We start from the raw sequence: 18,501 nt of genomic DNA, 5'->3' as shown, positions 1-18,501 counted from the left end.
ATTGAAACCATTTTCATATTGTTGCGCTAACGGGCGGATCTTATTTTCAAGAATTGCGCGAAATACCTTTTTAGGGGCAGAAAAATACACACATTGTGGTTGAGCCTGCCTGCGACGCCCTGTAAGGGAAGATGGTCCGATTGATGAAAGAAAAGGCGCAATCCTATGCCAAAGCAACGCATTACCGACGAAGAAGCCCTGGCTTTCCACCTTGACCCGACCCCGGGCAAGTTCGAAATCACGGCAACCGTGCCGATGACCACCCAGCGCGATTTGTCTCTGGCATATTCCCCCGGTGTTGCGGTGCCATGTGAAGCCATCGCGGCTGACCCGTCCACCGCCTACGACTACACCAACAAGGGCAACCTTGTGGCGGTGATTTCAAACGGGACGGCGGTGCTGGGATTGGGGAATTTGGGTGCGCTGGGGTCAAAGCCGGTGATGGAAGGCAAGGCGGTTTTGTTCAAGCGCTTTGCGGATGTGAACTCGATCGATATCGAGCTGGACACCGAAGACCCGGACGCGTTCATCAATGCCGTCAAACTGATGGGGCCAACTTTCGGCGGGATCAATCTTGAGGACATCAAAGCGCCTGAATGTTTCATCATCGAGCAGAAGCTGAAGGAAGAGATGGACATTCCGGTCTTCCACGACGACCAGCACGGCACGGCTGTGATCTGTGCGGCGGGGCTTCTGAATGCGCTGCACCTGTCTGGCAAGAAGATCGAAGATGTGAAGATTGTGCTCAATGGCGCGGGCGCTGCGGGCATTGCCTGTATCGAGCTTCTGAAATCCATGGGCGCGCGGCATGATAACTGCATTGTCTGCGACACCAAGGGCGTGATCTATCAGGGTCGCACCGAAGGCATGAACCAGTGGAAATCGGCCCATGCAGTAAACACCGAACTGCGTACGCTGGAAGAGGCGATGGACGGGGCCGACGTGTTCCTTGGCGTATCGGTCAAAGGGGCCGTGACGCAGGATATGGTCAAGTCGATGGCTGACAATCCGGTCATATTTGCCATGGCCAACCCGGATCCGGAAATCACTCCGGAAGAGGCGCATGAGGTCCGCAATGACGCGATTGTTGCCACCGGTCGCTCGGACTATCCGAACCAGGTGAACAACGTGCTGGGTTTCCCGTATCTGTTCCGTGGAGCGTTGGACATCCACGCCCGCGCCATCAATGACGAGATGAAAATCGCCTGTGCTCAGGCGCTTGCCGAACTGGCGCGTGAGGATGTGCCAGATGAGGTTGCCATGGCTTATGGCAAGAAACTCTCCTTTGGGCGCGATTACATCATTCCGACCCCGTTCGACCCACGTCTGATCTATCGGATCCCGACCGCCGTGGCGAAGGCGGGTATGGATACCGGTGTGGCGCGCCGCCCGATCATCGACATGGAAAGCTATGAGCTCAACCTGAAGTCGCGTATGGATCCGACCGCGTCGATCCTGCGTGGCATCACGGCGCGCGCGCGTCAGCATCAGGCCACGATGATCTTTGCCGAGGGCGATGATCCGCAGGTGTTGCGTGCTGCCGTTCAGTATCAGCGCAATGGATATGGCCGCGCGCTTGTGGTGGGTCGCCCTGACAATGTGCGTGAACATCTTGAGGCGGCTGGTCTGGGGGACGCCGTACGCGAGTTACGCGTCGTGAACGCTGCCAATACAGGGAATCTCGAAACCTACAAGGACTTCCTATATGAGCGCCTGCAGCGCCTGGGCTTTGACCGTCACGACGTTCACCGCCTTGCCGCGCGTGATCGCCATGTCTTTGCATCGCTCATGTTGCAGCACGGCCATGGCGACGGGTTGATCACCGGCGCGACCCGTAAATCCGCCTATGTGCTCGACCGGATTAACCATGTGTTTGATGCCAAAGCCTCTGACGGTGCTGTGGGTGTGACCGCTGTGCTGCACAAAGGGCGCATCGTGTTGATGGCGGATACGCTGGTGCATGAATGGCCGGAAACCGAAGATCTGGCGAATATCGCCGAGCGTGCTGCCGCCGTGGCCCGAGGTCTTGGTTTGGACCCACGCGTCGCTTTCGTTAGCTTTTCGACCTTTGGCTATCCGCTGTCCGAACGTGCCCAGAAACTGCACGAAGCCCCGGCGATCCTTGATCAGCGTGGTGTTGATTTTGAGTATGATGGTGAAATGACCGCTGATGTGGCGCTTAACCCCGATGTGATGGCGCAATACCCGTTCTGCCGCCTGTCGGGCCCGGCCAACATCCTGGTGGTTCCTGCCCGTCATTCGGCCTCGATCTCGGTCAAGATGATGCAAGAGCTGGCCGGCGCGACCGTCATTGGTCCGATCCTGTCGGGCGTCGACAAGCCGATCCAGATCTGCTCGACCAACTCGACCTCAAACGACATTCTGAACATGGCGGTTCTGGCCGCTGCCCGTCTGGGCGAAAAGTAAAACGGTCTTTTGGCCTACAAAAAAGCCGGTCCATCGGGGCCGGCTTTTCTGTGCGTTTTTGCGGCAGACCTCTGCATTTCTTTGTGTTGAGTGCGCGAATGTTACCCCCCATATACTCCGCATCGAATTAACAGGAGCGACCTATGGGCCAACTCGTAGACGGTATCTGGCAGGATGTATGGTATGACACCAAATCCACCGGTGGAAAATTTAAACGCAAAGACGCGCAGTTTCGCAATTGGATCACGGCAGACGCCAGTGCCGGTCCAAGCGGTGAGGGCGGTTTTCAGGCAGAACAGGGTCGATATCACCTCTTTGTGTCGCTGGCCTGTCCCTGGGCGCACCGCACCCTGATTTTCCGGAAACTGAAAGGTCTTGAGGATCTGATCGACGTGACCGTGGTGCATCCGGACATGTTTTCAAACGGGTGGCAGTTCCATGCCGAGACAGGGGAAGAGCCGCTGTTTGGGCATCAATTCTTGTATCAGATCTACACCAGCGCCGCGCAGGACTATACCGGACGTGTGACCGTGCCGGTTTTGTGGGACAAGCAGCGCAATACCATTGTCAGCAATGAAAGCGCGGAAATCATCCGGATGTTCAATTCGGCCTTTAATGGGCTCACCGGAAACACGCACGATTTCTATCCAGAAGCATTGCGCGGACAGATCGACGAGGTGAATGCGCTGGTCTATTCCAACATCAATAACGGTGTTTACAAAAGCGGCTTTGCCACCACTCAAGCCGCCTATGAAGAAGCGTTTGATGCGTTGTTTGATACATTGAATCAGATCGAGGCCCGGCTCTCGGATCACCGCTATCTGGTTGGCAATCAAGTGACCGAAGCGGATTGGCGGCTGTTTACAACGCTTATCCGTTTTGATGCGGTCTATCACGGGCACTTCAAAACCAATCTGCGCCGGATCGAGGATTACCCCAATCTATCCAACTACTTGCGTGATCTCTACCAACACCCTGGAGTAGCGGAGACCGTGGATTTCACCCACATCAAACGCCATTATTACGCCAGTCATGAGACCATCAATCCAACGCGGATTGTGCCAAAAGGGCCGGTATTGGACTTTTCCCGAGCCCATGATCGGGATCGGTTTCGAGTCCTGGAATTGACCTCACATTGACCATAACGGGTCCCCCCGCCTAGGCTTGGGTCATGTCCTATATACTGACCCACTGGCGGGGGCGACATCCCCTGTGGCGCGCCTTTTGGATCAACGGCGTTATGTGTCGACTGATGATCTATGGCGGGTTCCTTTTCCTTGCGGGATTCCAACCCGTTCCGATCTGGTTGGTGGCTGTGGTGATCATGCTGGATGGCGGTGTTCTGATATGGCAGGCGGTTGGATATTTTCGCGCTTCTGAGCGTAATTTACACGGGTTAGGCTCTGTTTTGCCGCTTTGGGGGGGCATGGTTGCGCTTGTCATTGCGGTGTTTTTCGTGATTGCCCAATGGTGGGCCTTGGCCCTTCAGACCCCACCCTACATGCCGGGGGAACCCTATTCCGAATTGCGAAACCGGCTTTACCAAGCTCAGTATGATCTGACCGTTGAGGATGGGGTGCTGCGGTTTCAGGGGGTGATTGCACTTGGTGCAACCAAACGGATGCGTGCGGCGTTGCAGCGCCAGCCCAACCTGCGTCAGATCTATCTGAACAGTATTGGCGGTAATATATTCGAGGCGCGCGGGATGGCTCGCCTTGTCGTGGACCATGGGATGTCAACGCATGTGGACCGTGAATGCAGCTCGGCCTGCACCATCGTTTTCATCGCTGGGCAGGATCGCCACCTTGCTCAAGGGGCGCGGCTCGGGTTTCACGGATATGCGTTGGAGGAAGCCAAAACACACCCAAGTTTTGACATTGCCGCCGAACAGGAGCGCGACCGCGCCTTGTTTCTGGAAAATGGTGTAGCAGAACCCTTTCTTGAGAAGATGCACGAGCTCCGCCCACCAGAGATTTGGTTTCCGGGTCGAGACGAGTTGATTGCAGCAGGAATACTCTCTGAACTGGGCGAGTAACGGGCTTTAAAGAGTTTGAAGTTTTACAGTTCGAAGGGTGCAAAACTTTAAAGATTGGTCATTTGACCCTTTAAAGACTTTCAAGTTTCGAAAATGAAAAACCCCACCGGAGGGGCGGGGTTTTCCTTGTTCTGGTCAGATTAATCTTAGTCGATGATCGCGTTCAGCGTGGCCGAGGGGCGCATCACTTTTGCTTTCAGTTCAACCGACGGACGGAAGTATCCACCGATCTCAGCAGCCGGACCTTGGGCGGCTGCCAGTTCAGCCTGAATGGCCTCTTCACCTTCGGCCAATGCCTTGGCGACCGGTGCAAACTTAGCGGCAAGATCTGCGTCATCACCCTGTGCTGCGAGGGCTTCGGCCCAGTAGCGGGCGAACCAGTAGTGGCTGTCGCGGTTGTCCGGCTGGCCTACTTTGCGCGAGGGCGATTTGTTGTTGTCGAGGATGCCTTGGGTGGCGTCCTCTGCGGCACGGCCCAGCACGCCAGCCTTGGCATTGCCTTTCACGTCGGCCAGGAAGTTCAGGCTTTCACCAAGCGCGCAGAACTCACCCATCGAATCCCAGCGCAGGTGGTTTTGTTCAACCAGCTGCTGCACGTGTTTCGGAGCCGAACCACCGGCGCCGGTTTCAAACAGACCGCCGCCTTTCATCAGCTTCACAATCGACAGCATCTTGGCCGAGGTGCCCAGCTCAAGGATCGGGAACAGGTCGGTCAGATAGTCGCGCAGCACGTTGCCGGTGATGGCGATGCTATCTTTTCCTGCGGTGATGGTTTTCAGTGATTGTGCGGTGGCTTCGCGCGGGGCCATGGTCTGGAAAAGGTCAGCCTTTCCAGCGGCTTCCAGTGCCGGAGCTACATATTTGATCAGCTCGGCGTCGTGGGCGCGATTTGCGTCCAGCCAGAAGATCGCCTCTGATCCGGTCAGACGCTGGCGGTCCAGAGCCAGCTCAATCCAGTTCTCGATCGGCGCTTTTTTCACGGTGCAGGAGCGCCAGATGTCACCAGCTTCCACATCGTGGCTGTGCAGGGTTTCGCCATTGGCCAGAACGATGCGGATCGTGCCGTCAGCGGGGGCTTCGAACGTGGTCGGGTGCGAGCCGTATTCCTCGGCTTTCTGAGCCATCAGGCCGACGTTGGCAACCGATCCGGCGGTGGTCACGTCCAGCGCGCCGTTGGCTTTGAAGAAGTTGATCGACTCGTCATAGACGGTGGCGTAGCAGCGGTCGGGGATCACGCAGTTGGTGTCGCCCTTGGTGCCAGCTGCATCCCAACCTTTCCCGCCTGCGCGGATCACGGCGGGCATTGAGGCGTCGATGATCACGTCTGACGGTACGTGCAGGTTGGTGATGCCTTTGTCGCTGTCGACCATGTACATGGCGGGGCGTTCGGCGGTCACGGCTTCAATGGCGGCCATGATGTCAGCATTGCCCGACACGCGATCCAGCAAATCACCCATGCCCGAATTCGGGTTCACGCCCAGTGCATCCATTTCTGCGCCGAATTTCTCGAATACCGGGGCCAGCCATGCTTTCACAGCGTGACCAAAGATGATCGGGTCCGACACTTTCATCATGGTCGCTTTCATGTGAAGCGAGAACATGGTGCCGTCTTTCTTGGTGTCTTCGATTGCCTCAGCCAGGAAAGCACCCAATGCTTTTGCCGACATGAAGGTTGCGTCTGCGATGGTGCCTTCTTCCAACGGCCAGCCGTCTTTCAGAACGGTCACAGCGCCGTCTTTGCCGACAAATTCAATCTTTGCATCACCGGCCTGGGCTGCGGTGATTGTGGCCGACTTTTCGTTTGCATAAAAGTCATTGCCCGGCATCGAGGACACTTTGGTTTTGCTGTCCGATGCCCATGCACCCATCGAGTGCGGGTTGTTTTGGGCGTAGTTTTTAACGGCTTTCGCGGAGCGACGATCCGAGTTGCCTTCGCGCAGAACCGGGTTCACGGCAGAGCCTTTGATGGCGTCGTAGCGCGCGCGCACGGCTTTGTCTTCTTCGGACTTGGGCTCTTCAGGATATGTGGGGATGTCATAGCCCTGCGACTGCAGCTCTTCGATGGCGGCCACCAGCTGTGGCACCGACGCCGAGATGTTCGGAAGTTTGATCACGTTGGCATCCGGGGTTTTCACCAGCTCACCCAAGGCGGCCAGATCGTCCGACTGGCGCTGCGCGTCGGTCAGGTTTTCCGGGAAGGTGGCGATGATGCGACCGGCAAGTGAAATATCCGGGGTGCCCACGGTGATGTTGGCGGCGGAAACAAATTTGCGGATGATTGGCAGGAACGAGGCCGAAGCCAGCTCAGGCGCTTCGTCTACAATGGTATACAGAATATCAGGTTGCGATGCGTCGGTCATGTTAGAACACCCCTTTTTTTCGCTGAAAGGTTCACCGCAGGGCGCCCGCCCTATGCCGGTGAGATGTGAGAATTCACCCCTCCTTTACACAAATTGCGTGAAGAAAAAAAGGGGCGTAGCGCTATCAGCGCCGTGAAAAAAGGCCGCAGTACGAACTGCGGCCTCATGATTGGATCAAAGCCGATCCATGATGGCTTCGGCGATTGACATCGTGTTGCCGGTGCCGCCCAGATCCGGGGTCACACGGTCTTTGGTCTGAACAGTGTCGATCACCGCTTTCTTCAGGCGCTGGGCGTCTTCGGTTTTCCCAACATGTTCCAGCATCAACCCTGCTGCCATTAGGAAGGCACAGGGATTGGCTTTCTGCTGGCCTGCAATGTCGGGGGCCGAGCCGTGAACGGCTTCGAAGATTGCGGCGTCCTTGCCTATATTGGCACCGGGGGCCAAGCCCAGACCACCCACCAAGCCGGCAGCGAGATCAGACAGGATGTCGCCAAACAGGTTTGTCGTGACAATCACATCAAACGCTTCCGGGTACATCACCATTTGCATGGCGCAGGCATCCACAATGCGTTCGTCCCATTCGACCTTGCCTTCATATTCCTTGGCGATTTTGCGGGCTTCTTCCAGAAACATGCCCGAGAGCAACTTCAGGATGTTGGCCTTGTGTACGATCGAGACCTTCTTGCGACCATTGGCAACGGCATAGTCAAAAGCGGCGCGGGTAATGCGCTGGGCACCTTCCTTGGTGTTGTAGCCAGTGGAAAAGACTTTGCCTTTCGGGTCGCCATTATGCTCTATGTAACCTTCGTCCGAGATGTAATACCCTTCGAGGTTCTCGCGGAAGATCACCATGTCCACGTTGTCAAACCGCCCATCTAGCTTGATGGTCTTGGTCGGACGGACGTTGGCGTAAAGGTTAAACGCCTGGCGCAGTTGCAGGTTGATCGATTTGAAGCCGCCGCCAACAGGTGTGGTCAGCGGGCCTTTGAGGGCCAGTTTGGTGCGGCGGATGCTGTCGAGGGTTGCCTGCGGAAGCGGCTCGCCTGCGGCGTCAATGCCAGCCATACCAGCCTGTTGCACGTCCCATTTGAACGGAGATCCCATGTGGTCAAGGATCGCGGTGACAGCTTCTGTGATTTCGGGTCCAATCCCGTCGCCGGGGATCAGGGTGGCGTCGATTTGGGTCGTCATGGCGGATACTCCCTGCTTGTGACTTACCATGTATGGACGATATTTCTGCGCCCCATATAAACGGTATACAATGGAATACAATAGAAAACTGATATTCAAACCACGAATTGCATGTGGGATTTAACTGTAATCTACAGCGTTTCACACTTGCGGTAATGGGCCGGAAAGCTAGGATTTTCCCCATCAGGAGCGCCAAATGACCATCTTCAACCTCGGCTCGATCAATATCGACAATTTTTACTACCTGTCTCATCTGCCGAAAGCGGGGGAAACGCTGAGTTCGGATCGATATGCAAAGATGCTTGGTGGCAAGGGTGCGAACCAATCAGTGGCCGCGGCGCGCGCTGGGAGCGAGACATGCCACATCGGAGCAATTGGCAAAGACGGGGCATGGTGCCTTGCGGTTCTTTCTGATGCCGGAGTTGATGTAAGCCATGTTGCGGTAGTTCCGGCCACCACAGGGCACGCAAATATTTGCGTGGATCGTGAAGCCGAGAACATGATCGTATTGGTGCCGGGAGCGAACCATGAGTTGGAGCTGTCTCATATCGAAAACGCTTTTGCTCAAGCCTCAGAAGACGACACTCTCATTTTACAGAATGAAACCAATCTGGTGAAGGAAACCGCTCAATTGGCCCGTGCTAAAAGTCTTCGGGTAATTTACTCCGCCGCGCCCTTTGATGCTCAAGCTGTGCAAGATGTGCTGCCCTATTGTGACTTGCTTGTGATGAACGAAGTGGAGGCGGCACAACTTTCAGATGCGCTGGATATTGCTACGAAGGAAATCGACGTTCCCGCCGTTTTGATCACGCGGGGGTCAAAAGGCGCAGTTTGGCGGGATCAAAGAAATGGGCGAGAGATCCTGTCGCCTGCCTTCGCGGTAATTCCGGTTGATACAACCGGTGCAGGAGATTGTTTCATTGGCTATGTTGCGTCTGGTTTGGATCTCGGGCTGCCTGTCGAAGATGCACTGCGACGCGCGTCAGCGGCGTCTGCCATTCAGGTCACGCGCGAGGGCACGGCAGAAGCGATGCCAACCGCCGATGAGGTCAGTGAATTCCTGATTGATCAGGGCTAGCCTAGTAACTTTGCCAGCTTCAGAGCTGTCGGCATGTCTCCGGAAATCTTAATCTTGCCCATCATCACCGCTGTCATTGGGTTGAGCTTACCGGCCAGCAGCTTTTGCAGGTTTTCAGTGGACAGGCGCAGCTCGCAATCCGTGTCGCGATCTTGGGTGCTTGCGGTGTTGTCCGCGAGCACGATCACACCGTCTTCACCGCAATCAAATTTGAGCGACCCATCGAAGCCGCGCCCGTCAAGGCCTGCCTGAATGCTTTCGGCAATCTTCTGAAGTGGCATTGTGTTCTTCCCTCTTTCCACCTCCGATAGGCGGTGGAAAGCGGTCGGGACAAGCCTGACCTAAGGGAGGCTGACGTTAGGTTCGCGCCAGGGCTTCGATGGTGCGGGTGCAGGGTTTGCCGCCATAAAACGCTTCCAGCACCTCGCGAAAAGCGTCGTGGGCATCCGGAACAGCCGCAAACAGCGTCATACTCGAATGCAACTTCATCGCATCGATTCGGCCCAGAATGTCGGCTGGTTCGGTGCCGACGTGTTCCAGCATCAGCGAAGTGACGACCAGCAAACGACGCTTGAGTTCTTCGTGTTCCAGATAGGCGGTTGCCTCGTCCAGATCCTCAAGCCCGTAAAGCTGTGACATATCGGACTGACCCAGTTCGGCCAGTTGCGGAAATACGAACCACATCCAGTGGCTGGTCTTCTTCCCAGCTTGAAGCTCGCTCAGGACATCGCTCCACACGGTGTCCTGAGCTTCGATAAACATGTCCAGTTCATCGTCCATATCGTCGTCTTCGTAGGTCACTTGGCGACGCGACGGTTACGATCAGCGATCAGCTTGAGACGCAGGGCGTTCAGCTGGATGAAGCCCGCTGCGTCGGTTTGGTCATATGCACCCATGTCCTCTTCGAAGGTCACGTGCTCTTCGGAATAGAGCGAGTGATCCGACCAGCGACCCACCACACGGGCAAGACCCTTGTAGAGCTTCATGCGCACGGTGCCGGTGACATGCTCTTGCGAGTGGTCGATGGCGGCCTGCAGCATTTCGCGCTCGGGTGAATACCAGTAACCGTTGTAGATCAGCTCGGCATATTTCGGCATCAGCTCATCTTTCAGGTGCATCGCGCCGCGGTCCATGGTGATCGATTCAATGCCGCGGTGGGCATCTAGCAGGATGGTACCGCCGGGGGTTTCATAGATCCCGCGCGATTTCATACCCACGTAACGACCTTCAACCAGATCAAGACGGCCAATGCCGTGCTTGCGGCCATATTCATTCAGCTCAGTCAGGATGGTTGCGGGCGACATCTTCTCGCCATTGATCCCAACGGGATCACCCTTTTCAAACTCGATCTCGATGAATTCGGGCGTGTCCGGGGCATCTTCGGGATGCACACTGCGCTGGTAAACATAATCCGGTGCGTCCTCGGCCGGATCCTCCAGAACTTTACCCTCTGACGAGGTGTGCAGCAGGTTTGCGTCCACCGAGAACGGAGCCTCGCCGCGCTTGTCTTTGGCAATCGGGATCTGGTTCTGCTCGGCAAATTCCAGAAGCTTGGTCCGCGAACCGAGGTCCCATTCACGCCACGGTGCAATCACCACGATCTCAGGGTTCAGAGCATAGGCGGCGAGCTCGAACCGGACCTGATCGTTGCCTTTGCCGGTGGCACCGTGGGATACGGCGTCCGCATCGTGTTCGGCTGCAATCTCAATGAGGCGTTTGGAAATCAGCGGGCGAGCGATCGACGTGCCCAGCAGATACAGCCCTTCATATTGGGCGTTGGCGCGGAACATCGGGAAGACGAAATCGCGCACAAACTCTTCGCGCAGATCTTCGATATGGATGTTTTCCGGCTTGATGCCCAGTATCTCGGCCTTGGCACGGGCCGGTTCCAACTCTTCGCCCTGACCAAGGTCAGCGGTAAAGGTGATCACTTCGCAACCATACTCGGTTTGCAGCCATTTCAGGATGATCGAGGTATCGAGACCACCGGAATAGGCCAGCACAACTTTCTTCGGTGCAGATTGCGGTGCGGTATTGGACGAAATCATCATGTTCCCTTTCACGAGCGTATTACCGCGCGCATATCGTTTTTTGGGGGGCGGGGCAAGCAGAGAGGCCTTGTTTTCATATTGATTGTGACTTGGCGAAAAGTTGAGCGCCTCCTGTCGTGCCCGAACACCGAAATGGCGCGGATGAGACTTGCCAAGCCCCTGCCCTTGGGTCAGATATTTTGCATGAGCGATTTTCTGAAAAAAGCCCGTGTGGCCGAACAACAGATGCGCGCGTTGTTTCCCGCAACGCCGCTTCAACGGAATGATCATCTATCTGCGGCTTATGGCGCGGATATCTGGCTCAAACGCGAAGACCTCTCACCGGTGCGCAGCTACAAGATTCGCGGTGCTCTGAATGCGATGGGCAAGGCGCTCGCCGCCACCCCGGATCAGGATGTGTTTGTCTGTGCGTCTGCGGGCAACCACGCGCAGGGCGTGGCCTATGTCTCGCGCCACTTTGGGGTGAAGGGTGTGATTTTCATGCCCGTTACGACACCGCAGCAGAAGATCCAAAAAACCCGGATTTTCGGGGGTGATGCGATCGAGATCCGCCTTGTTGGCGATTATTTCGACGATACGCTGGCCGCAGCGCAGGCTTATTGTGCAGAGGTGGATGGCCATTTCCTCTCACCGTTTGACGACAAGGATGTGATTGAGGGGCAAGCAAGCGTGGCCGCAGAGATCGCCGCTCAGTTGGGGTGCGCACCGGATATTGTGGTACTTCCGGTTGGTGGCGGCGGTCTGTCTGCTGGGATTACGCGATATTTGAGTGAAGTGTCGCCGCAAACGCTGCTGCACTACGTCGAACCGGCTGGTGGTGCGTCACTGGCGGCGGCGATCAAGGCTGGATCACCGGTCACATTGGATCGGGTGGATAATTTTGTGGATGGCGCCGCCGTGGCCCGCATCGGGGCGCAGCCCTTTGAAGTGTTGAAATCCGTTCAACCTAGTCAGGTGCATGCAATCCCGGAGGACCGGATTTGCACGACCATGCTCGAAATGTTGAATGTCGAAGGCGTTGTGTTGGAACCTGCGGGGGCGCTATCTGTGGATGCGCTTGCAGATTTGCGGGATGTGATCAGAGGCAAGACTGTGGTGTGTGTAACATCCGGAGGCAACTTTGACTTCGAGCGCCTGCCTGAGGTCAAAGAACGTGCTCAGCGCTATTCAGGTCTAAAAAAGTACCTGATTTTACGATTGCCGCAGCGCCCTGGTGCGTTGAAGGATTTTCTTCAAATTCTGGGTCCGGACGACAATATTGCCCGGTTTGAGTATATGAAGAAAAGCGCACGTAATTTTGGGTCGGTGTTGATTGGGATCGAAACAAGCGCCCCGGAGAATTTCGACACACTTTTTGCTGCGCTTGAAGAAAGTGGGTTTGCGTATTCCGACATTACCGATGATGAAATGCTTGCGGAATTTGTGATTTAGAACCTGCGGATCGCCGTTGTCTTAGCGCGATGCAAATACCTCTTTCGAAGCGGAATAGGTTTCGAACACAGGCCCAAGCTCGACCGCGGAGGGATTGCCCCCTGCTGCAAGTCTCTCTCGTTCACAACAAAGACTGGATAGTGCTTCAAATCCCAGATTGAGTGACGAACTTTTCAGAAAATGCATGTCCTGCTCATAAAGTTCTGGTTTTGGGGCGGTGCGTAGCCGGTCAATGACTTCTTCAACTTCTTCGAGGAACATCTCTGCCACCTCGGTAAAATCCTCTTCGCCAATTTCTTCTTTGAGTTCATTTACGCGCGCCCAATTGATCATGAGTGATCCCAATTGCTTCAGTTATTCATTGGCTAAGGGGTGGGCGTTAATAGTGCGTTGTCACATGAAAGGAAAAACGAGCAAATTTTAAGTTTAAGCGCCCGTTAAAGACCTGAGGCGTATGGCTGAGAACGGGTCAAGCGACTCACTAGGCAATTAAAGAGTTCATTGTGAAACAGACGGCAATTCAACAGGTTTCGACAGATTCCAGTTCAGCCGAAAGGCAGGGTTTGGGGGGGGATACAGTCAGCACCATTCTGGTGGTTGATGACAGTCGAGCGCAGCGCATGATCCTTTGTTCCTCGTTGAAACGTCAGGGATTTTCCGTTGTTGAAGCCGGGTCGGGGGAAGAGGCGCTTGAAAGGATCAAGGAAGAAGATATCGACCTGATCTTGTCTGATTGGATGATGCCAGGAATGGACGGGTTGGATCTGTGTCGGGCATTTCGCGCAATGGAGCGTGACAAATATGGTTACTTCATCTTGCTCACCTCAAAGAGTGAAAAAGGGGCTGTGGCGCAAGGTCTGGATGTTGGGGCCGATGATTTTCTGCACAAGCCAGTAAATGCCGAAGAACTGCGTGCCAGGATCAATGCCGGTGGCCGTATCATGTCGATGGAGCGGGAGCTTCAGGAAAAGAACCGCCTTGTTTCAACAACATTGTCCGAGATCCAAACCATATATGATTCAATCGACCGGGATCTGGTTGAAGCTCGGAATATGCAACAATCTCTGGTGCGAGAGCGATTTAGGGATTTTGGTGCGGCAGAGGTCAGCTTGCTTCTGCAACCCTGTGGACATGTAGGAGGAGATCTGGTGGGCATGTTCCAGCCCGACGACAGCACCGTGGCCATCTACTCGATTGATGTTTCTGGGCATGGGATTGCGTCCGCATTGCTGACGGCACGGCTTGCATCTTACCTGTCAGATGGTTCGCCCGAGCAAAACATTTCCATTGCAACCGGAATTCAGGGAGAATCGCGCCTGCGAGACCCTGACGAAGTGGCGGGTCTTTTAAACACAATGATGCTCGAGGATATGCCGACCGAGCATTATTTCACGATGATCCTTGCGTATCTTGATCTGACCAGCGGGAAGGTTCGGCTGACCCAATGCGGACACCCCAATCCCGCCCTTCTCAAATCAGATGGTCAGGTTGAATATCTGGGTCAGGGCGGTTTGCCGATCGGCCTGATCTCGGGCGGCGGCTATGAACGTTTTGAAGTGCAACTTCGACCCGGTGACAGGTTAATGTTTTATTCTGATGGGTTTACCGAAGCCGAAGATGGACAAGGGCTGATGCTTGATGAAGAGGGTTTCCAGAAGATAATTGAAAAAAATTCTACGCTCCGCCGACAGACATTTCTGGATGGGCTTGTGTGGGATCTCGATAAATTCTGCGGAAATAAGGAATTCGGAGACGACCTGTCGATGTCCCTGATCGAATACAAAGGTCCTAATCGGAACGTGCCCAATTAGACCAGCAGCCCAGATAATTCAGTCTTACCCCTTTTTCCATGTGTTGCCGCGCCCATATAGACGCGGTATGGCAGGAGAACTGCCGCAAGCACAGCCGTGGAAAGCCCGATGACAATAGGAAATCTGATCGCCTGGGATGATACCATCCTGCCCTTCCAACTGGATAAGAGTGACGTGCGTGGGCGCGTCCTGCGCCTTGATGGTGTGCTCGACACGATTCTGTCGCAGCACGATTACCCCCCCGCGATCGAGGCTCTTGTGGCTGAGGCTGCGATGCTGACCGCCATGATCGGGCAGACCATCAAGCAAAGCTGGAAATTGTCGCTGCAGATCCGCGGCGATGGTCCTGCACGTCTGATAGCCACCGATTACTATGCGCCGAAAGTGGCAGGGGAGCCCGCTGAAATCCGCGCCTATGCCAGTTATGATGACGAGCGTCTGGACCCCACGGGGCCCGGCTTTTCGCAGATCGGCAAAGGCATTTTTGCGATCCTGATCCAGCAGAAGGAAGGCCAGCAGCCCTATAAGGGCATGACGCCGCTTGCTGGAAATTCCCTGTCCGACTGCGCGCAGTCCTATTTTGCGCAGTCCGAGCAGTTGCCAACCCGCTTTCACCTGACGTTTGGCAAATCGGTCTGGGCAGGCGGGCAGGAAGGCTGGCGCGCGGGCGGCGTGATGCTGCAACACATGCCGAAATCCTCACCGCATGTGACGGGTGAAGGTGGGTCCGGCGAAGGTGGATTGCTGGCGCCTGCGGATCTCCTGACAGATGAAGACAGCGAAAACTGGGGCCGCGCCAACATCCTGTTGGACTCGGTGGAAGAGCTGGAGCTGGTTGGTCCCTCGGTTCAGCCGACCGAGCTGCTGGTGCGCCTGTTCCATGAGGAAGCGCCGCGGGTGTTTGATCCGCAAGCGATCGGGTTTGGCTGCACATGCTCCGAAGATCGCGTGCGTGAAAGCCTGTCGATCTATTCTGCCCGGGACATTGGCCATATGACGACGGATGACGGTCGTGTGACCGCCGATTGTCAGTTCTGTGGTTCGCATTATGATCTGGATCCAGCTACTGTGGGTAAAGATGCCACTGTAGATCCCAAAGCAACGGATGGAGAGGCGTAAGGTGACGCCTGAGATTGAGCATATCCGCAACGCGCTCTTTCCGCATGGAGAGGGCAGTTCGGATTTCGATCTGAACCCGGATATCGAACTTCCGGTGGGGCGCAAACTGCGCCCCGCTGCCGTTCTGGTGCCCTTGATTTATCTTGAGGACAGGCTGCATCTGATCCTCACAAAACGCGCATCCCACCTGAAACACCATCCCGGCCAGATCGCTTTTCCAGGCGGCAAGGTCGATGATGGAGACAGGGATTTTGAGGCAGCGGCCCTGCGTGAAGCCTGGGAAGAGATCGGCCTGCCAAAAGATGCGGTGCAATTCTTGGGACAGCTGCCGCCGCATGAGACTGTGACTTCATATTCGGTGACTCCGATTCTTGGATTGGTGACGCAGCACTTTACGCCAATCCCTGAACAAGGTGAGGTAGAGGAAGTGTTCACCGTGCCCTTTGCTCATGTCTCCGATCCCGCGAAATTCAGCCAACAAGGGCGGATTTGGCAGGGACGTCTGCGACATTATGAAACCGTGCCTTATGGTCCCTATTATATCTGGGGGGCCACGGCGCGTATGTTGCGGGCTCTGGCGGAACGGGTGTCTGCATGACCCAATTGCAGGGCTCGTGGTTCAAGGCGCCAAATGTTCTGCGGTTGTCTGATCTGTTTGATCAGGCTGGCTACCAGCTTCACTTTGTCGGGGGCTGTGTGCGCAATGCATTGATCAGAGAGCCGATTTCAGATTTGGATCTGTCCACAAACGCGCGACCAGATGAGGTTCTTCGGCTTGCCAAAAATTCAGGCCTGAAGGCGGTTCCCACGGGCATTGATCATGGCACTGTTACGGTGGTTGTGGATGGTGAAGGGTTTGAAATCACCACGTACCGCAAAGATGTCGAAACCGATGGGCGTCGGGCTGTTGTGGCCTTTGCTGACACGATGGAAGAAGACGCGCACCGGCGTGATTTCACAATGAACGCGCTCTATGCGGATGTGACGGGTCTGGTCATTGACCCTCTCGGCGGCATTGCCGACCTGAACGCGCGGCGGGTGCGATTCATCGATGATGCAGGTGAACGGATCCGCGAAGACTATCTTCGTACCCTGCGCTTTTTCCGGTTCCACGCTTGGTACGGCGATGATGCAGAGGGGCCAGACCCTGATGCTCTGGATGCCATTGCATCTAACCTGGACGGGTTAGAGACACTTTCGCGCGAACGGGTGGGGGTTGAGCTCTTGAAGTTGCTCTCTGCGCCCGATCCCTCACCTGCCTTGTCCACAATGTCCAAATGCGGTGTTCTCGGTGTGTTGTTGCCAGGTGCTGACGCCAAATCCATGGCGCTTCTTGTTCATTTGGAAGCGGATCGCAAGACAGACCCAATCCGTCGCTTGGCTTTGCTGGGTGGCGAAAATCTCGCTGACCGTTTGCGCCTGTCGCGCAAAGATGCGAAGCGTTTGGCGGTGCTTGGTTCCGCGATGAGCAACATGGTGCCTGTCTCAGAATTGGCCTATCGCGAGGGCGCAGATATCGCCATGAATGCAGCGCTTTTGCGGGCCGCGATGTTTGAGCAGCCCTTGCCCGAAGGGGTGGAGGAAGACATCCAATCTGGGGCCGCCGCCACTTTCCCCATAAAACCAGTCGATCTTATGGACAGGCTTCAGGGGCCTGCGCTGGGCGCAAAATTGAAAGAACTTGAGGCGCGGTGGATTGCCTCCGACTTTACCCTCACGCGCGAGGAATTGCTGTCATGAGTGACACCACATACACAATTGAACGGCTTGGCCATCATGGGGATGGGATAGCCCCCGGTCCGATTTTTGTGCAACGCGCCTTGCCCGGCGAAGACGTGTCGGGCGACGTGGTGGATGGCCGGATTGAGGCGCCACGCATCGTGACCCCTTCTGCGAATCGCATCAAGGCCCCCTGCCCTCATTACAACAGCTGTGGCGGCTGCGCACTTTTGCATGCGTCCGATGATTTCGTGGCGGGCTGGAAAACAGATGTCATACGCAACGCACTGTCTGCCCATGGGTTAGAAACCGATATCAGGCCGATTGCGACCTCTCCGGTAAGGTCTCGCCGCAGGGCGACCCTGTCAGCCCGGCGCGGTAAAAAAGGGGCGATCATTGGGTTTCATGGGAGGCGATCCGGGACGATCACGTCGATTGAACACTGCCACCTGCTGGCGCCTGAGTTGCTGAAACAATTGCCAGCGGTTGAGGCATTGACCTTTGCGGGCGGATCCCGGAAAGGCGAGCTTTCGGTCAATCTGGCGCTCTCAGAAGGTGGCGTTGACGTATCGGTGCGCAACGGGAAATCTCTCGATCGAGCGCTTGAGACAGATTTGGCGCAGGTGTTGCATCAGTTCGGACTTGCGCGGCTGGCTTGGAATGGTGAAGTCATTGCCAGCGAAACGCCTCCGTTTCAACAATTTGGCAAGGCCAAGGTCACGCCGCCTTCTGGGGCGTTCCTTCAGGCCACGCGCGAAGGCGAGCTCAGTCTGGTAAATGCGGTTCGTGAAGGCGTTGGGCAGGCAGAGACGATCGTGGATCTGTTTTCCGGGGTTGGCACGCTGTCCCTCCCCTTAGCGGATCAGGCACAGATTCATGCCGTCGAGGGGATCGAAGACATGATGCGGGCATTGGATGAAGGGTGGCGGAGGTCGTCCGGTCTCAAGCAAGTGACCACCGAAACCCGTGACCTGTTTCGCCGTCCGCTATTGCCCGACGAGTTGAACCGGTTTGATGCCATCGTGATCGATCCACCGCGCGCAGGGGCGCAGGCCCAGGTGGAAGAGATTTCTGGATGTGATGTGCCGCGGGTCGCGATGGTGTCGTGTAACCCGGTCAGCTTTGCGCGCGACGCACAGGTTTTGGTCTCATCTGGGTATCGTTTGAACTGGGTATTGCCCGTCGATCAGTTTCGCTGGTCACCTCATGTCGAACTGGCGGCATCATTCAGCAAAGCCTGATCACTTTTTCCAACCTGTATTGCTCGAACCGCTGT

Annotated in this window: 16 protein-coding genes; 10 read left to right on the top strand and 6 right to left on the bottom strand. The window is 55.9% G+C overall.

Annotated features, from left to right (window positions below; all coding sequences use genetic code 11):
• Positions 1 to 165 precede the first annotated feature (165 nt).
• From O2N63_RS02630 to O2N63_RS02620, 3 genes are all read left to right on the top strand, one after another.
• On the top strand, positions 166 to 2,427 hold the full coding sequence (locus O2N63_RS02630) for an NADP-dependent malic enzyme (protein ID WP_271052556.1): 2,262 nt from the start codon (positions 166 to 168) through the stop codon (positions 2,425 to 2,427).
• Positions 2,428 to 2,570: 143 nt separating this feature from the next.
• Positions 2,571 to 3,566, top strand: a complete 996-nt coding sequence (locus O2N63_RS02625; RefSeq protein ID WP_271052555.1) for a glutathione S-transferase family protein — start codon at positions 2,571 to 2,573, stop codon at positions 3,564 to 3,566.
• A gap of 32 nt (positions 3,567 to 3,598) precedes the next feature.
• On the top strand, positions 3,599 to 4,462 hold the full coding sequence (locus O2N63_RS02620) for a COG3904 family protein (protein ID WP_271052554.1): 864 nt from the start codon (positions 3,599 to 3,601) through the stop codon (positions 4,460 to 4,462).
• Between the two features lie 146 nt (positions 4,463 to 4,608).
• On the opposite strand, the gene O2N63_RS02615 is transcribed toward O2N63_RS02620, so the two are convergent.
• Positions 4,609 to 6,822, bottom strand: a complete 2,214-nt coding sequence (locus tag O2N63_RS02615; RefSeq protein ID WP_271052553.1) for an NADP-dependent isocitrate dehydrogenase — start codon at positions 6,820 to 6,822, stop codon at positions 4,609 to 4,611.
• A 174-nt stretch (positions 6,823 to 6,996) separates the two neighbouring features.
• On the bottom strand, positions 6,997 to 8,016 hold the full coding sequence (locus O2N63_RS02610) for an isocitrate/isopropylmalate dehydrogenase family protein (RefSeq protein ID WP_271052551.1): 1,020 nt from the start codon (positions 8,014 to 8,016) through the stop codon (positions 6,997 to 6,999).
• A gap of 196 nt (positions 8,017 to 8,212) precedes the next feature.
• Here O2N63_RS02610 and O2N63_RS02605 point away from each other — a divergent pair, with 196 nt between their 5' ends.
• Positions 8,213 to 9,094, top strand: a complete 882-nt coding sequence (locus O2N63_RS02605) for a ribokinase (protein WP_271052550.1) — start codon at positions 8,213 to 8,215, stop codon at positions 9,092 to 9,094.
• Here O2N63_RS02605 and O2N63_RS02600 read toward each other — a convergent pair.
• The 3 genes from O2N63_RS02600 to O2N63_RS02590 all read right to left on the bottom strand — a co-directional run bounded on the left by O2N63_RS02600 (position 9,091) and on the right by O2N63_RS02590 (position 11,142).
• Positions 9,091 to 9,375: an SCP2 sterol-binding domain-containing protein gene (locus tag O2N63_RS02600; RefSeq protein WP_271052549.1), complete on the bottom strand. Its 285-nt coding sequence runs from the start codon at positions 9,373 to 9,375 to the stop codon at positions 9,091 to 9,093. The genes O2N63_RS02605 and O2N63_RS02600 overlap by 4 nt on opposite strands.
• Positions 9,376 to 9,451: 76 nt before the next feature.
• On the bottom strand, positions 9,452 to 9,874 hold the full coding sequence (locus O2N63_RS02595; protein WP_271052548.1) for a DUF1810 domain-containing protein: 423 nt from the start codon (positions 9,872 to 9,874) through the stop codon (positions 9,452 to 9,454).
• Positions 9,875 to 9,891: 17 nt separating this feature from the next.
• Entirely contained in the window at positions 9,892 to 11,142 is a 1,251-nt protein-coding gene (locus O2N63_RS02590; protein ID WP_271052812.1) for an argininosuccinate synthase, read from the bottom strand.
• A gap of 186 nt (positions 11,143 to 11,328) precedes the next feature.
• Between O2N63_RS02590 and ilvA the strand changes: the two genes are divergently transcribed.
• Entirely contained in the window at positions 11,329 to 12,576 is a 1,248-nt protein-coding gene (ilvA, locus tag O2N63_RS02585; RefSeq protein WP_271052547.1) for a threonine ammonia-lyase IlvA, read from the top strand.
• A gap of 21 nt (positions 12,577 to 12,597) precedes the next feature.
• Here the strand turns inward: ilvA and O2N63_RS02580 are convergent, their stop codons facing one another.
• Positions 12,598 to 12,909: an Hpt domain-containing protein gene (locus O2N63_RS02580; protein ID WP_271052546.1), complete on the bottom strand. Its 312-nt coding sequence runs from the start codon at positions 12,907 to 12,909 to the stop codon at positions 12,598 to 12,600.
• 170 nt (positions 12,910 to 13,079) lie between these two features.
• Here O2N63_RS02580 and O2N63_RS02575 point away from each other — a divergent pair, with 170 nt between their 5' ends.
• The 5 genes from O2N63_RS02575 (at position 13,080) to O2N63_RS02555 (ending at position 18,466) form a co-directional block, all read left to right on the top strand.
• Complete coding sequence (locus O2N63_RS02575; RefSeq protein WP_333780719.1) at positions 13,080 to 14,387, top strand: PP2C family protein-serine/threonine phosphatase; 1,308 nt, start codon at positions 13,080 to 13,082, stop codon at positions 14,385 to 14,387.
• 108 nt (positions 14,388 to 14,495) lie between these two features.
• Positions 14,496 to 15,506 (top strand): Hsp33 family molecular chaperone HslO, encoded by a 1,011-nt coding sequence (gene hslO / locus O2N63_RS02570; RefSeq protein WP_271052545.1) that lies wholly within the window; start codon positions 14,496 to 14,498, stop codon positions 15,504 to 15,506.
• Positions 15,493 to 16,104, top strand: coding sequence for a CoA pyrophosphatase (locus O2N63_RS02565; RefSeq protein WP_271052544.1), 612 nt, complete (start codon positions 15,493 to 15,495; stop codon positions 16,102 to 16,104). The genes hslO and O2N63_RS02565 overlap by 14 nt, the downstream gene beginning before the upstream one ends.
• On the top strand, positions 16,101 to 17,246 hold the full coding sequence (locus tag O2N63_RS02560) for a CCA tRNA nucleotidyltransferase (protein WP_271052543.1): 1,146 nt from the start codon (positions 16,101 to 16,103) through the stop codon (positions 17,244 to 17,246). The genes O2N63_RS02565 and O2N63_RS02560 overlap by 4 nt, the downstream gene beginning before the upstream one ends.
• Positions 17,243 to 18,466, top strand: coding sequence for a class I SAM-dependent RNA methyltransferase (locus tag O2N63_RS02555; protein ID WP_271052542.1), 1,224 nt, complete (start codon positions 17,243 to 17,245; stop codon positions 18,464 to 18,466). Before O2N63_RS02560 ends, O2N63_RS02555 begins: the two co-directional genes overlap by 4 nt.
• Positions 18,467 to 18,501 lie beyond the last annotated feature (35 nt).

Origin of the sequence: Aliiroseovarius salicola (assembly GCF_027891095.1) — a bacterium.
Taxonomy (GTDB): Bacteria; Pseudomonadota; Alphaproteobacteria; order Rhodobacterales; family Rhodobacteraceae; genus Aliiroseovarius; species Aliiroseovarius salicola.
The sequence above is the reverse complement of the archived record's forward strand: the minus strand, read 5'-3'. Positions and strand labels throughout refer to the sequence as shown.

Coding starts and splice junctions, on each gene's coding strand:
- O2N63_RS02630 (WP_271052556.1), top strand. CDS start 166: ATGCCAAAGCAACGCATTACCGACGAAGAAGCCCTGGCTTTCCACCTT.
- O2N63_RS02625 (WP_271052555.1), top strand. CDS start 2,571: ATGGGCCAACTCGTAGACGGTATCTGGCAGGATGTATGGTATGACACC.
- O2N63_RS02620 (WP_271052554.1), top strand. CDS start 3,599: ATGTCCTATATACTGACCCACTGGCGGGGGCGACATCCCCTGTGGCGC.
- O2N63_RS02615 (WP_271052553.1), bottom strand. CDS start 6,822: ATGACCGACGCATCGCAACCTGATATTCTGTATACCATTGTAGACGAA.
- O2N63_RS02610 (WP_271052551.1), bottom strand. CDS start 8,016: ATGACGACCCAAATCGACGCCACCCTGATCCCCGGCGACGGGATTGGA.
- O2N63_RS02605 (WP_271052550.1), top strand. CDS start 8,213: ATGACCATCTTCAACCTCGGCTCGATCAATATCGACAATTTTTACTAC.
- O2N63_RS02600 (WP_271052549.1), bottom strand. CDS start 9,375: ATGCCACTTCAGAAGATTGCCGAAAGCATTCAGGCAGGCCTTGACGGG.
- O2N63_RS02595 (WP_271052548.1), bottom strand. CDS start 9,874: ATGGACGATGAACTGGACATGTTTATCGAAGCTCAGGACACCGTGTGG.
- O2N63_RS02590 (WP_271052812.1), bottom strand. CDS start 11,142: ATGATTTCGTCCAATACCGCACCGCAATCTGCACCGAAGAAAGTTGTG.
- ilvA (WP_271052547.1), top strand. CDS start 11,329: ATGAGCGATTTTCTGAAAAAAGCCCGTGTGGCCGAACAACAGATGCGC.
- O2N63_RS02580 (WP_271052546.1), bottom strand. CDS start 12,909: ATGATCAATTGGGCGCGCGTAAATGAACTCAAAGAAGAAATTGGCGAA.
- hslO (WP_271052545.1), top strand. CDS start 14,496: ATGACAATAGGAAATCTGATCGCCTGGGATGATACCATCCTGCCCTTC.
- O2N63_RS02565 (WP_271052544.1), top strand. CDS start 15,493: ATGGAGAGGCGTAAGGTGACGCCTGAGATTGAGCATATCCGCAACGCG.
- O2N63_RS02560 (WP_271052543.1), top strand. CDS start 16,101: ATGACCCAATTGCAGGGCTCGTGGTTCAAGGCGCCAAATGTTCTGCGG.
- O2N63_RS02555 (WP_271052542.1), top strand. CDS start 17,243: ATGAGTGACACCACATACACAATTGAACGGCTTGGCCATCATGGGGAT.